Consider the following 13204-nt stretch of genomic DNA (forward strand, 5'->3'; position numbering starts at 1 on the left):
AAACTATCTGCCTGCCCCTTCCCCACGTCGTTGCTGCTGGAGTCCGCATGTCCCCCCGCCTGTCCGCGTCGCCGCTCGGCCTCGCCATCGCGCTCGCCCTGTCCCCCGCCCTGGCTTCGGCCCAGGACGCCGCCACCAACCTGGACACGGTGATCGTCACCGGCACCCGCGCCGCCGACCGCACCGTGCTTGAATCCACCTCGCCGGTGGACGTGCTGACCGCCGAGGACATCCGCAAGGCCGGCGTGGTCAATGGCGAGCTGGGCAGCGCCCTGCAGGCCCTGCTGCCCTCGTTCAACTTCCCGCGCCAGTCCAACTCCGGCGGCGCCGACCACGTGCGCGCCGCGCAGCTGCGCGGGCTGTCGCCGGACCAGGTGCTGGTGCTGGTCAACGGCAAGCGCCGCCACCACACCGCGCTGGTCAACACCGACAGCAAGATCGGCAAGGGCACCACCCCGGTCGACTTCAACGCAATCCCGGTCAGCGCCATCAAGCGCATCGAAGTACTGCGCGATGGCGCCGGTGCGCTGTATGGCTCCGATGCCGTGGCCGGCGTGATCAACGTGATCCTCGACAACGGCGGCGACGGCGGCGAGATCGAAGCCAGCTACGGTGCCAACCACACCGACCTCAAGCCGATCGGCCGCACCCTCACCGATGGCCAGACGGGCAATCTCAGTGCCAAGGTCGGCACCTCGCTGGGCGAAGACGGCGGCTTCCTGCGCGTCGGCCTGGAATACAAGAAGCGCAACGGCACCAACCGCGCCGGCTTCGACCAGATTCCGCCGTGGGACCAGACCGAGGCCAATCTTGCCCTGCAGGGCAAGCGCAACTACGTGCTCGGCGATGGCGCCAGCAAGGACATCAATCTGTGGCTGAACACCGAGATTCCGGTGGGCAGGACCGCGACGTTCTATGCGTTCGGTACCTTCAACCAGCGTGATACCGAAGGCGCGAACTACTTCCGCTATCCCGATGGCGATGCCAACTGGAAGGAGGTCTACCCCAATGGCTACCGGCCGATCTCCGAAGGCGAGAACCGCGACGTGCAGGCGGTCGCCGGTATCCGTGGGCAGTGGGGTGAATGGAGTTATGACGGCAGCCTGGATTATGGCCAGAACGACTTCACCTATCGTCTGCGCGATTCGCTGAATGCCTCGCTGGGCCCGACCAGCCCGACCCGCTTCAAGACCGCGGACTACGAGTACGCGCAGACTGTGGGCAACGTCGACCTGAGCCGCGTGTTCTCGCAGAGCGACAGCATCAGCCACACCCTGGGCCTGGGCGCCGAAGCCCGCCACGAGCGCTACCAGACCCGTCCAGGCGACCCGGCCAGCTACGCCGCCGGCCCTTACACCGATCGCCCGACCGGCTCGCAGGCAGGCGGTGGCCTGACTCCGCAGGATGCGGCGACCCTGTCACGCGATGTGGCCAGTGCCTACGCCAGCCTGTCCAGCCAGTTCGGCGAAAAATTCTCCACCGACCTGGCCGCGCGCTACGAGCACAGCGATGACTTCGGCGGCGAACTGACCGGCAAGCTCGGACTGCGCTACGAGTTCACCCCGGCATTCGCCCTGCGCGGCGCGATCTCCAACAATTTCCGCGCACCGTCACTGGCGCAGATCGGCTACGAATCCACCTCCACCGGTTACAACGCCGGCGGCCAGCTGGTGCAGGGCCGCCTGCTCTCGGTCAACAACCCCATCGCCCGTGGCCTGGGTGCGCAGGACCTGAAGCTGGAGAAGTCGCTGAACACCTCGCTCGGCTTCACCAGCCGCATCGGCGAGCACTTCGACCTGTCGCTGGACTTCTTCCAGATCGACATCGACGACCGCATCGCGCTGTCCGAGAGCATCACCGGCGATGCGCTGACCGATTACGTGGCCACCAACTACGGCGTCGGCGGCCTGCAGAGCGCCAGCTTCTTCGTCAACGCCGCCGACACGCGCACCCGCGGCGCCGAGCTGGTGAGCAACTGGCGGCAGTCGCTGGGCGATGGCCAGCTGCTGTTGACCGGCACCTACGCCTACACCAAGACCACGCTGAAGAACGTGCTGGCCACGCCCGCGCAGCTGCAGGCGCTGGACCCGGACTACGTGCTGTTCGGCATCGAAGAGACCAATACGCTGACCGACGCCACCCCGCGTACCCGTGGCAGTTTCTCAGCCGCTTGGAGCAACGACCGCTGGTCGCTGAGCAGCCGGGTGAACCGCTACGGCAGCGCCACCCGCGTATTCAACTTCGGTGATGGCTACATTCCGCGCCAGACCTACCAGGCCGAGTGGCAGCTGGATGCGGAAGTGGAATACCGCATCACCCCGCAGTGGAGCGTGGCCATCGGTGGGCAGAACCTGACCGACAACTACCCGGATCGCTCCAACGAGGACATCCACTACTTCGGCAACCTGCCCTACGACGTGCTGTCGCCGATCGGCAGCAACGGTGCGTACTACTACGGTCGCGTGCGCTACACGTTCTGATTGCTGCGAACAACGTGCCGACCAACGGTCGGCACCCACCGGGACGCGATGGATCACTGTGGGTGGGTGCGGACCGTTGGTCCGCACCAGCCGTAGCCTGACCTCGACCCCGCGTACACGCCGCCGCTGGCATGGTGGTCGCCATGGCTGAACCGCTCCCCCTGCGTCCGCCACCTCCATTGCTGGACGACGCCTGCGCGTTGTTCCTCGATGTGGATGGCACCTTGATCGAATTCGCTGCACGCCCCGACGCCGTGCAGCTTCTCCCCGATGTGCGTGAAGCCATCGGCCGCATCAGCGATCGGCTGGAAGGTGCCGTGGCACTGGTCAGTGGTCGCCCGCTTGAACAGCTGGACCAGTTGTTCGCGCCGCTCAAGCTTCCCGCTGCGGGCCTGCATGGCCACGAACTGCGTGCGCAGGACGGGCACGTGATACGCGATGAGCATGCTGACGACACCGCCGACTGGCTGCATGCGCTTCATCAACAAGCCATGCGTTTCGCCCATGGCCACCCCGGCGTACTGGTCGAGAACAAGGGCGTAGGCCTGGCCCTGCACTGGCGTGGCGCGCCGCATGCAGCCAACGATGTGCGCGCCTTCGCCGACCGCCATGTTCGCGGCCGTGCCAGCTATCGCCTGCAGCCGGGCGACCATGTCATCGAATTCGTCCCGGTGGCTACCAACAAAGGCCGAGCCGTACGTCGGCTGATGCAGTACCTGCCGTTCCGTGGGCGTCTGCCGGTGTTCCTCGGCGATGACCTGACCGATGAATTCGGCTTCGATGCGGCCAATGGCCTGCATGGCTGGAGCGTGCTCATCGGCGAACGTGAACCCAGTGCAGCGGTGTTCGCGCTGCCCGACATACGCAGCGTGCACGCCTGGCTGCGTGAGAATGCGTATTGACCCCGGCCCCCACGGCCGCAACCGAGATGTACCGCGTGATGACCCAACCCGATCTTGATCTGGGCGTGGTCGGCAACGGCAGCTTCGGCGCCCTTATCGACAAGCACGCCCGTGTTGTCTGGAGTTGCCTACCGACCTTCGACGGCGACCCGACCTTCTGTGCCCTGCTCAGCCCCACCCAGCAGACCGGCGGCGACTTCGCCATCGAGCTGGAGGACTTCGCCGGCAGCGAACAGGAATACCTCACCAATACCGCGATCCTGCGCACCGTGCTGCGCGATGCGCATGGCGGCGCGCTGGAAATCCTCGATTTCGCCCCGCGCTGGCGCCAGAACGACCGTTTCTACCGGCCGGTCAGCCTCATTCGCCAGGTGCGACCGTTGTCCGGCAGCCCGCGCATCGTGATCCGCGCACGACCACTGGCCGACTGGGGCGCGCGCGTGCCCGAGTCCACCTGGGGCAGCAACCACGTGCGCTGGATCCTGCCCGAGCATGTGCTCCGCCTGACTACCGACGTGCCGGTGCGCTTCGTGCGTGATGGCCTGCCGTTCGTGCTCAACCATCCCATCCACCTGATCCTGGGCGTGGATGAATCGCTCAACCGCTCCATCAGCGGCTACGTGCAGGAAGCCTTCCAGCGCACCCGCGACTACTGGCGCGAATGGGTGCGGTACCTGTCCATCCCGCTGGAATGGCAGGACGCGGTGATCCGCAGTGCGATCACCCTCAAACTCTGCCAGTACGAGGACAGCGGCGCGATCATCGCGGCGATGACCACCTCGATCCCGGAAGCACCCGGCAGCGTGCGCAACTGGGACTACCGCTACTGCTGGCTGCGCGATGCCGCCTTCGTGGTGCGCGCGTTGAACCGTCTGGGCGCCACCCGCACGATGGAGCAGTTCCTCGGCTACATCTTCAACCTGGCCACCACCGACGGCACCCTGCAGCCGCTGTACGGCATCGGCTTCGAAGCCAAGCTGGACGAGGACGAAGTGCCCAGCCTGTCCGGCTACCGCGGCATGGGCCCGGTGCGGCGCGGCAACCTGGCCTGGGTACAGCGCCAGCACGATGTATACGGCAGCGTGGTGCTGGCCTCCACCCAGCTGTTCTTCGACCGTCGCCTGCAGGATCCGGGTGACAGCCACACCTTTGCCCGGCTCGAACCGCTGGGTGAACAGGCGTTCGCACTGCACGACGTGCCTGATGCCGGCCTGTGGGAATTCCGCGGCCGCACCGAAGTGCATACTTACACCAGCGCGATGTGCTGGGCGGCGTGCGATCGCCTGTGCAAGATCGCCGTGCGCCTGAAGCGTGATGACCGTGCACAGTACTGGCGCGAGCGCGCCGATACCATCCACGCACGCATCATGGAAAAAGCCTGGAGCGAGGAGCTCGGCCACTTCACCGATACCTTCGATGGCCACCGCCTGGATGCCTCGTTGCTGCTGCTGGCCGACATCGGCTTCATCGACGCCAACGACGCACGCTTCGTCGCCACCGTCGACGCCATCGGCCGCGACCTCAAGCACGGCAACGCGCTGTACCGCTATATCGCCCCGGATGATTTCGGCGAACCGGAAACCAGCTTCACCATCTGCACGTTCTGGTACATCGATGCACTCGCTGCGATCGGCCGCATGGATGAAGCGCGCGATATGTTCGAGGCGCTGCTGCAGCAACGCAACCATCTGGGCCTGTTGTCGGAGGACCTGGCGTTCGACGGTGGCGAAGCCTGGGGCAACTTCCCGCAGACCTACTCGCATGTCGGCCTGATCACGGCGGCGATGCGCCTGTCGCGGTCCTGGCAGGAGGCCTCATGAGCCGTCTTGTCGTTGTTTCCAACCGCGTTGCCGTCCCGGGCGAGAACCGTGCCGGTGGCCTCGCCGTGGGCCTGCTGGCGGCACTGAAGGAACGCGGCGGATTGTGGTTCGGCTGGAGTGGCAAGAGCGTGCGCGAGGCCAGTGGCGCGCTGCACGAACAGCGCGATGGTGACATCCAGTACGTCACCATGGACCTGGCCAAGCGCGATGTGGACGGTTACTACAACGGCTTCGCCAATCGCACGCTGTGGCCACTGCTGCACTTCCGCCTGGACCTGGTCGACTACGACCGCGGCACCCGCGAGACCTACCACAGGGTCAATGCACTGTTCGCCGACAAGCTGGCGCCGCTGCTGCGCGAAGACGACATCGTCTGGATCCACGACTATCACCTGATTCCGCTCGGCGCGATGCTGCGCGAGCGCGGCATCGGCTGCCGCATCGGCTTCTTCCTGCACATCCCGATGCCCTCGGCCGACCTGCTGCAGGCGATGCCCGATCATCTGCGGCTGTTCTCGGCGCTGTATGCCTATGATCTGGTCGGCTTCCAGACCCAGCGCGATGCTGATCGCTTCCAGACCTACCTGCGCCTGTTCGGCGGTGGCCGGGTACTGGAAAACGGCAAGCTCGAAGCGCCCGGCGGCCGTCACTTCCGTGCCGCGGCGTTCCCGATCGGCATCGACACCGAGTTGATCGCCCGCCAGGCCAGCACCGCAGCCAGCAAGTCGGCCGTGAAGAACCTGCGCAGCAGCCTGCGCGACCGCCAGCTCGCCATCGGCGTGGATCGCCTGGATTATTCCAAGGGCCTGCCCGAGCGGTTCCTCGGCTTCGAACGCTACCTGCAGCGCCATCCCGACCAGCGTGGCTCGCTCACCTACCTGCAGATCGCACCGGTCTCGCGCGGCGATGTCACCGAGTACCGGCAACTGCGCAGCCAGCTGGAGCAGATCGCCGGCCACATCAACGGTGGCCATGCCGAGCCGGATTGGACACCGCTGCGCTACGTCAACCAGAACTTCACCCACGCCACGCTGACCGGCTTCTACCGTGCCGCCGCTGTCGGCCTGGTGACCCCGCTGCGCGATGGCATGAACCTGGTAGCCAAGGAATACGTGGCCTCGCAGGACCCGGAAGATCCCGGCGTGCTGGTGCTCTCCCTGCTGGCCGGCGCCGCCGATGAAATGAAGCAGGCGCTGCTGGTCAATCCGCACGATCTGGACGGCGTGGCCGATGCCATCGCCACCGCGGCGACGATGTCGCTGCACCGGCGCAAGGAACGCTGGCACGCGATGATGGACCACCTGCGCACGTACGACATCAACCACTGGCGCCGCAGCTACCTCGAAGCCCTGGAAGGTTGACCGCCCACGCCGGGCATGGCCCGGCGCTACATTGATCCGGGCACGGGGTAGCGCCGGGCCACGCCCGGCGGCGCCTAATCGAGGAACCGCGCGGCTTGTTCCGGGGTGGGCAGGAAGCAGGCGTCATGGCGCCCGAACCAGCGATAGCGGTTGCGTGCCAATACGCGGTAGGCGCCATCGCGCCAGCGGCGTGGCAGCACGCGCAGTACGGCCGCCAGGCGCCAGCCACCACCCAGTGCTCCCAGAACGCGCAGGATTGCATCGGTATCGGTCCACGCGCCCTGCCCGTCCAACAGCAGGAACGAGGTCGGGTCGTGCGCGTCCAGGCCGTGCGCGCGCAACATCGCGCTGCCCTGCGCGCCCTGCATCGCCGCGAAGCGAAAGCGTTCCTGCCGGTCGAACCGCAGCAGGAAACGCACCCAGCGGCTGCACAACGCGCAGACGCCATCGAAGACGATCACGCCGCCAGGTTCTGCCCCCGCAGCGCGATCCCCCCGCATCAGTCCATCCACACCAGCGTCGCCATCCGGCCGGTGCGGCGGTCGCGACGGTGCGAGTACAGATCCGCATCGGCCATGGTCGAGATCGTGCCGCCGTGGATGTTGCCCAGCGCCATGCCCGCGGCCTGCAGGCGCTGTCGCGCCAGCGCGAACAGATCCACTTTCCAGTGACCGGGGCGGGTCGCCACGAAGGCCGCCGCAGCGGCCGCGTCGTGGCCGACGAAGGCGTGGTACACCTCTTCGCCGATCTCGTAGTCGGCCGGTCCCGCTGCCGGGCCCAGCCACGCGCGCAGCTGCGCCGGTGGCGTCTGCATGGCGGCCACGGTGGCCTCCAGCATGCCGTCGGCCAGGCCACGCCAACCGGCATGGGCGGCGCCCACCTCGCTGCCATCGACAGCGGCGAACACCACCGGCAGGCAGTCCGCGGTGAGGATCGCCAGCACAACGCCGGGCACCGAGGTCACCGCGGCATCGGCCACCGGTTCGCTGGCGCCCTCCACCGGCGGCGCGCCGAAACGCAGCACGGTGCTGCTGTGCACCTGGCGCAGCCAATGCGGCGCCGATGGCAGTGCCAGGCCCTGCTGCAGCAGCTGCCGGTTGTGCTCGACGTTGGCCGGGGTGTCACCGTCGGCCGCGTGCCGGTTGCCCAGGTTGAACTGGGCGAAGGGCGCTGGCGAGATACCCGCGCCATGCCGGCGCGTGGTCAGTGCATGCACGCCCGGGGGCGCCGGCCAATCAGCCTGCAGCAGCGGCAGCGCGGTAGTCATTACCAGCGGTCCCGCTCGCGTTCGGCGAAGGCCGCGCTGTCTTCGCGCAGCACCTTCATCAGATGCAGCATGTCGGCCGGCGCCGGCGCGGTGTTGCGCACCGGCTCACCACTGATCGGATGCACGAACTCCAGGGTCTCTGCATGCAGGGCCTGGCGCTTGAAGCCGCGCAGCGCGGCGACCAGCTCGTCGCTGGCCCCCTTGGGCAGCTTCAGCGCACCGCCGTACAGCTGATCGCCCACGATCGGATGGCGCAGGTGCGCCATGTGCACGCGGATCTGGTGGGTACGCCCGGTTTCCAGGCGGCATTCCAGCGCGGTATGCGCGCGGAAGCGCTCGCGCAGGCGGTAATGGGTCACCGCTTCCTTGCCATCCTCGCGCACGCCCATCTTCAGGCGGTCGCGCGGGTGACGGTCGATCGGCGCATCTGCGGTACCACCGGCCACCAGCGCCCCCATCACCACGGCCAGGTACTGGCGGTGCACGTCACGGGCGGCCAGCTGCTCGACCAGTGCGGTCTGCGCTTCCAGCGTGCGGGCCACGACCATCACGCCGCTGGTGTCCTTGTCCAGGCGATGCACGATGCCCGCGCGCGGCAGCACCGCCACCGACGGGTCGCGGTACAGCAGGGCATTGACCAGGGTGCCGCTGTGGTTGCCGGCACCGGGGTGCACGACCAGGCCGACCGGCTTGTTGATCACCAGCAGGTGCTCGTCCTCGAACAGCACGTCCAGCGGGATGTCTTCCGGCTCGGCGCTGGTCTGGGTTTCCAGCACCACCTGCAGGGTGACCACCTCGCCGCCGCGCAGCGCGTCGCGCGGGCGTGCCTGCGCACCGTCCAGCAGGACGTCGCCGGCCTTTATCCACTCGGTCAGGCGGGAACGGGAATATTCGGGGAACAGCTCGGCCACGACCGCGTCGAAACGGCGGCCGGCGGAGGTGTCGGGGACAACGGCCTGGCGGGCCGATTCGGAGGGTTGTTCAGACATGGCAGGGGGCATCTTTGAAATTTTGGGGTCCCGGCGAGCCGGTTTCAGTCGCTGGACAGGACACTAGGCTATCATCGACCCTTCGTATTCCAGCCGCGTCCCGCATTGACCCCATGATCCGACGCTCCGTCCTGCTCTCCGCGCCCGTCCGCCTGACCGCCCTCCTGCTGGTGCTGGTCATCGTCGCCACAGGCTGCAACCGCGGCACCAAGGGCGACCGCCCTGATGAAGGCACCCCGGTCGAACAGCTCTACGAAAAGAGCCACAAGCTGATGCAAGGCGGCAACTGGAGCGGCGCCGAAGCCAGCTTCCGTCGCCTGGTGGCACAGTATCCCTACGGCCCGTACACCGAGCAGGCGATGATCGAATCGGCCTATGCCCAGTACAAGGCCGGCAAGCATGATGACGCGGTGTCCAGCATCGACCGCTTCATCCGCACCTACCCGACCCATCGCAACATCGCCTATCTGTATTACCTGCGCGGCCTGGCCAACTCCAACCGCAATACGGTTTTCCTACGCCGCGTATGGTCCCTGGACGCCAGCCGCCGCGATCTGTCGACGCCGCATCAGGCCTATTCAGACTTCAACATCGTGGTCGACCGCTATCCCAACAGCCGCTACGCCGCCGATGCGCGCCAGCGCATGCTGGTGCTGCGTGACGTATTCGCCCAGCACGAGCTCGACAACGCCCTGTATTACATGCGCCGTGGCGCCTGGGTCTCGGCCGCCGGGCGCGCCAACTACCTGTTGGAAACCTATCCGCAGAGCGCGTTCCAGAACGACGCCGTGGCGGTGCTGGCCGACTCCTACACCCACTTGGGCAACAAGACCCTGGCCGACGACGCCCGCCGCGTCCTGCAGCTGAACCAGCCGGATCACCCGTGGCTGGAAGGCAAGTGGCCGAAGTACCCGTGGATGATCCGCAAGCTGAACCCGTTTGCCGGCGAAAAGTCCGCCGCCACCGGCCAGCGCAACGCGCGACTGGAAAAGAAGTAAGAAAAAGGCCCCCGCACGGGGCCTTTTTTTTGCCTGGCGTCACCGCTAGGAATGCTACGAACCGGCGATCACTGCGACTTCCATCGCAGTCGGCGCGGAGGACAGCTCCCAGAATGCGGCGCAAAGGTCATCCCGGCCTGCATGGAGCACCACATGTCCTCATCGTCCCTGCGGTTCCGACCGCGCCCGACCCTGCTGGTCACTGCCCTGCTCGCGCTGGCCGCCAGTCCCCTTGTCGCGCTGGCGGCCGAGCCGGGTGACCTGCTCTCGGCCGCGCCCTACCGCGCCAGCTGGGTGCCCTCCAAGGCCGCCCAGGCCTACAAGCTGGCCTACCGCACCCCCGATCATCACGGTCGCCTGGCCGAGGCAACCGGGCTGGTCTACCTGCCCGCCGGGCCTGCGCCGGCAGGTGGCTGGCCGGTCGTGTCCTGGGCGCACGGCACCCAGGGCATCGCCGACCACTGCGCGCCTTCGGTATCCGGCCCCTATCAGCCCGAGCGCGATGGCCGCTTCCTCGACCAGTTCCTGGCACAGGGCCATGCCGTTCTCGCCGCCGATTACCACGGCCTGGGTGGCCCCGGTGACCACGCCTACCTGCACGTGCGTACCTCCGCGCGCAACGCCATCGATCTCATCAAGGCCAGCCGCCACTTCCTCGGCAACGCCACGCTGTCACCGCGCTGGGTATCGGTGGGCCATTCGCAGGGCGGCGCTGCCGCACTCACTGCCGGCCACCTAGCACCGTCCTATGGGCCCTCGCTGCAGTACCGCGGCAGCTTCACCACCGGCACACCCACGGCCGTCGAACTGACCGCGCTGGTGATGAAGCCGGACAACCGCACGCCGAATCCGGGCGCGCTCAATGCCTATCACGCCTACCTGCTCGATGGCCTGCTGCAGGTGGAGCCGCGTATCGCACGCGTACTCAGCGACGAAGGCCATGCACGGGTCGCGCTGGCGCGCCAGCAGTGCCTGGGCCCGCTTGCGGCCACCCTGGAAGGGGCGAACACGGGAGAAATGTTCAGCGCACCGCTGACCACGGTGCCGGGCATCTGGGCGCTGCTGCATGACTATCTGGGCGTGCCACGGCGGGGCTTCAGCCAGCCATTGATGCTGGGCCACGGCAGCGAGGACCGCGACGTGCCCTATCTCACCACCCTGCTGTATGCCGTCGGCCTGGCCCTGCGCGGTGAACCCGTGGCATTCCGCCGATACCCGGTCGACCATCGCGGCACGCTGGACGCAGCGGCGGCCGATGGCCTGGCATTCGTGCGTGCGCGGCTGGGGGGCAGCCAATTTGACGAGGCCGCCGAAACCGCCGGCCTGGAGCAGCTGCTCAACGAAGACCGGTAGATCCACGCCATGCGTGGATGGGCGGCACACCCGGCTGCCGGCCAGCACTACCCCGATGGATCCATCGAACATTGGTAGCGCCGGGCCATGCCCGGCGAGCGGTCCTCAGCTCTTGTAGCCGTTGCTGATCGGGTAGCGGCGCTCACGCCCGAACGCGCGGCGCGAGACCTTCGGGCCCGGCGCGGCCTGGTGACGCTTCCACTCGCTGATCCGCACCAGCCGCAGCACACGATCCACCACCGCCGCGTCATAGCCTGCAGCGACGATCTCCGTGCGCGACTGCTCCTGGTCGATGTAGCGGTACAGGATGCCGTCCAGCACGTCGTAGGCCGGCAGCGAATCCTGGTCGGTCTGGTTCTCGCGCAGTTCGGCCGAGGGCGGGCGGCTGATCACCGCCGGCGGGATCACCGGCGCACCGCCAACGGTGTTGCGCCACTTGGACAGGCCGAACACCTCGGTCTTGTACAGGTCCTTCAGCGGCGCGTAACCCCCGCACATGTCGCCATAGATGGTGGCGTAGCCGACCGCGTACTCGCTCTTGTTGCCGGTGGTCAGCAGCAGGCCACCGAACTTGTTGGCCAGTGCCATCAGGATCACGCCACGGCTGCGCGACTGCAGGTTCTCCTCGGTCACATCCGGCGTGGTGCCCTCGAACATTGGTGCCAGCGCCTGCATCAGGCCCTGGAACGCCGGCTCGATGGAAACGGCTTCCAGCTTCACGCCCAGCGCCTGGCACTGCTCGGCGGCCAGGTCATTGGACATGCCGGCGGTATAGCGCGATGGCAGGCGCACCGCGGTCACGTTCTCCGCGCCCAGTGCATCGACCGCCATGGCCAGCACGATCGCCGAGTCGATGCCACCGGACAGACCCAGCCACACCTTCTTGAAACCGTTCTTGCTGCAATAGTCCTGGATGCCGCGGGTGACCGCGCGCCACGCCAGCGCATCCATGCTCTCGTCGCCGTCGTCCATCCATACCTGCGGCAGGAAGCGGCGGGTAGCGCCGTCGTAGTCCACCACCAGCCACTGGTCGACGAAGGCCGCCGCGGCCGGGTGCACCGTGCCATCGCCATCGGCCACCACCGATGCACCGTCGAACACCAGCGCGTCCTGGCCGCCCACCACGTTGAGGTAGGCGATGGCCGCGCCGCTTTCGCGGGTGCGTGCAGCCAGCACGGCGTCACGCTGGGCATGCTTGCCACGCTCGTACGGCGAGGCATTGGGCACCACCACCAGCTGCGCGCCGGCACGCACCGTATCGGCCAGCGGCTCGGCGAACCACAGGTCCTCGCAGATCAGCAGGCCGACCGGGATGCCGTCGACCTCGAACACGCAGCTGCCACCGTCCGGGTCGACATCGAAGTAGCGGCGCTCGTCGAACACCGCGTAATTGGGCAGTTCGCGCTTGCGGTAGGTCTGCTCCACCAGGCCATCGCGCAGCACGCTGGCCGCGTTGTAGACCACCGCACCGGCCGCCTGCGGCCAACCGACCACGGCGGTGATGCCACGGCACGCAGCAGCAATGCGGGTCATCGCCTGCTCGCACTCATACAGGAAGCCCGGGCGCAGCAGCAGGTCCTCCGGCGGATAGCCGCTGACTGCCAGCTCGGGGAACATCACCAGCCCGGCGCCGTACTCATCGCGCGCCTGGCCGATCATCTCGATGATGCGCTCGGTGTTGCCGGCGACATCGCCGACCGGGAAGTCGAACTGCGCCATCGCGATGCGGATCGAAGCCATGGGAATCCAGCCTGTGGTTGCAATTGCACCATTCTAGGCCTTTGGACACGGACCGGTTAGGACCGATGCATGCGATCGGTCTGCCCCGAGTCGCGCAGACCTGGACCTCGTTTCCCTGCCGCCCAGACCCTGCCATCGCCTCCTCGAATGTCCGCCCTGGGGCTATTGATTTTCGCTTTCATTAGTAGCACCCTCCCATTCACGATAAATTCATGGTGACCACCTTCGACGGCTCAGATCACCGCGCAATCTGGTTCAAAAAAGGAATTTGGACGTTGTGTCCAGATTGGCCGG

Annotated in this window: 10 protein-coding genes; 6 read left to right on the forward strand and 4 right to left on the reverse strand. The window is 67.2% G+C overall.

Annotation, left to right across the window (positions count from 1 at the left end):
* The first annotated feature begins 47 nt into the window (after positions 1 to 47).
* The 4 genes from D0Y85_RS16065 to otsA all read left to right on the forward strand — a co-directional run bounded on the left by D0Y85_RS16065 (position 48) and on the right by otsA (position 6563).
* Positions 48 to 2480, forward strand: a complete 2433-nt coding sequence (locus D0Y85_RS16065) for a TonB-dependent receptor (RefSeq protein ID WP_117311215.1) — start codon at positions 48 to 50, stop codon at positions 2478 to 2480.
* Between the two features lie 143 nt (positions 2481 to 2623).
* The gene (gene otsB, locus D0Y85_RS16070; protein ID WP_117311960.1) at positions 2624 to 3382 is read left to right on the forward strand and encodes a trehalose-phosphatase; all 759 of its coding nucleotides are present in this window, start codon (positions 2624 to 2626) and stop codon (positions 3380 to 3382) included.
* A gap of 38 nt (positions 3383 to 3420) precedes the next feature.
* Complete coding sequence (locus D0Y85_RS16075; RefSeq protein WP_117311961.1) at positions 3421 to 5202, forward strand: glycoside hydrolase family 15 protein; 1782 nt, start codon at positions 3421 to 3423, stop codon at positions 5200 to 5202.
* Positions 5199 to 6563: an alpha,alpha-trehalose-phosphate synthase (UDP-forming) gene (gene otsA, locus D0Y85_RS16080; RefSeq protein ID WP_117311218.1), complete on the forward strand. Its 1365-nt coding sequence runs from the start codon at positions 5199 to 5201 to the stop codon at positions 6561 to 6563. The genes D0Y85_RS16075 and otsA overlap by 4 nt, the downstream gene beginning before the upstream one ends.
* Before the next feature lie 74 nt (positions 6564 to 6637).
* Here the strand turns inward: otsA and D0Y85_RS16085 are convergent, their stop codons facing one another.
* Genes D0Y85_RS16085 through rluD form a run of 3 tightly spaced genes read right to left on the reverse strand, consistent with a single transcriptional unit; the run spans position 6638 to position 8819 of the window.
* A complete protein-coding gene (locus D0Y85_RS16085; RefSeq protein ID WP_117311219.1) occupies positions 6638 to 7063 on the reverse strand; it encodes a thiol-disulfide oxidoreductase DCC family protein in 426 nt (141 codons plus the stop codon).
* Entirely contained in the window at positions 7063 to 7830 is a 768-nt protein-coding gene (gene pgeF, locus D0Y85_RS16090; protein ID WP_117311221.1) for a peptidoglycan editing factor PgeF, read from the reverse strand. Before pgeF ends, D0Y85_RS16085 begins: the two co-directional genes overlap by 1 nt.
* On the reverse strand, positions 7830 to 8819 hold the full coding sequence (rluD, locus tag D0Y85_RS16095) for a 23S rRNA pseudouridine(1911/1915/1917) synthase RluD (RefSeq protein ID WP_080278287.1): 990 nt from the start codon (positions 8817 to 8819) through the stop codon (positions 7830 to 7832). Before rluD ends, pgeF begins: the two co-directional genes overlap by 1 nt.
* A gap of 113 nt (positions 8820 to 8932) precedes the next feature.
* On the opposite strand from rluD, the gene D0Y85_RS16100 reads away from it, so the two are divergent.
* Both D0Y85_RS16100 and D0Y85_RS16105 read left to right on the forward strand, forming a co-directional pair.
* Positions 8933 to 9817 (forward strand): outer membrane protein assembly factor BamD, encoded by an 885-nt coding sequence (locus D0Y85_RS16100; RefSeq protein WP_089236594.1) that lies wholly within the window; start codon positions 8933 to 8935, stop codon positions 9815 to 9817.
* Between the two features lie 153 nt (positions 9818 to 9970).
* Positions 9971 to 11170 (forward strand): lipase family protein, encoded by a 1200-nt coding sequence (locus D0Y85_RS16105; protein WP_117311224.1) that lies wholly within the window; start codon positions 9971 to 9973, stop codon positions 11168 to 11170.
* A gap of 105 nt (positions 11171 to 11275) precedes the next feature.
* Here D0Y85_RS16105 and D0Y85_RS16110 read toward each other — a convergent pair whose 3' ends face one another.
* Positions 11276 to 12910 (reverse strand): NAD+ synthase, encoded by a 1635-nt coding sequence (locus tag D0Y85_RS16110; RefSeq protein ID WP_093818794.1) that lies wholly within the window; start codon positions 12908 to 12910, stop codon positions 11276 to 11278.
* Between the last annotated feature and the right edge of the window lie 294 nt (positions 12911 to 13204).

Origin of the sequence: Stenotrophomonas sp. G4, assembly GCF_003428825.1 — a bacterium.
In the GTDB taxonomy this organism is placed as follows: Bacteria; Pseudomonadota; Gammaproteobacteria; order Xanthomonadales; family Xanthomonadaceae; genus Stenotrophomonas; species Stenotrophomonas indicatrix.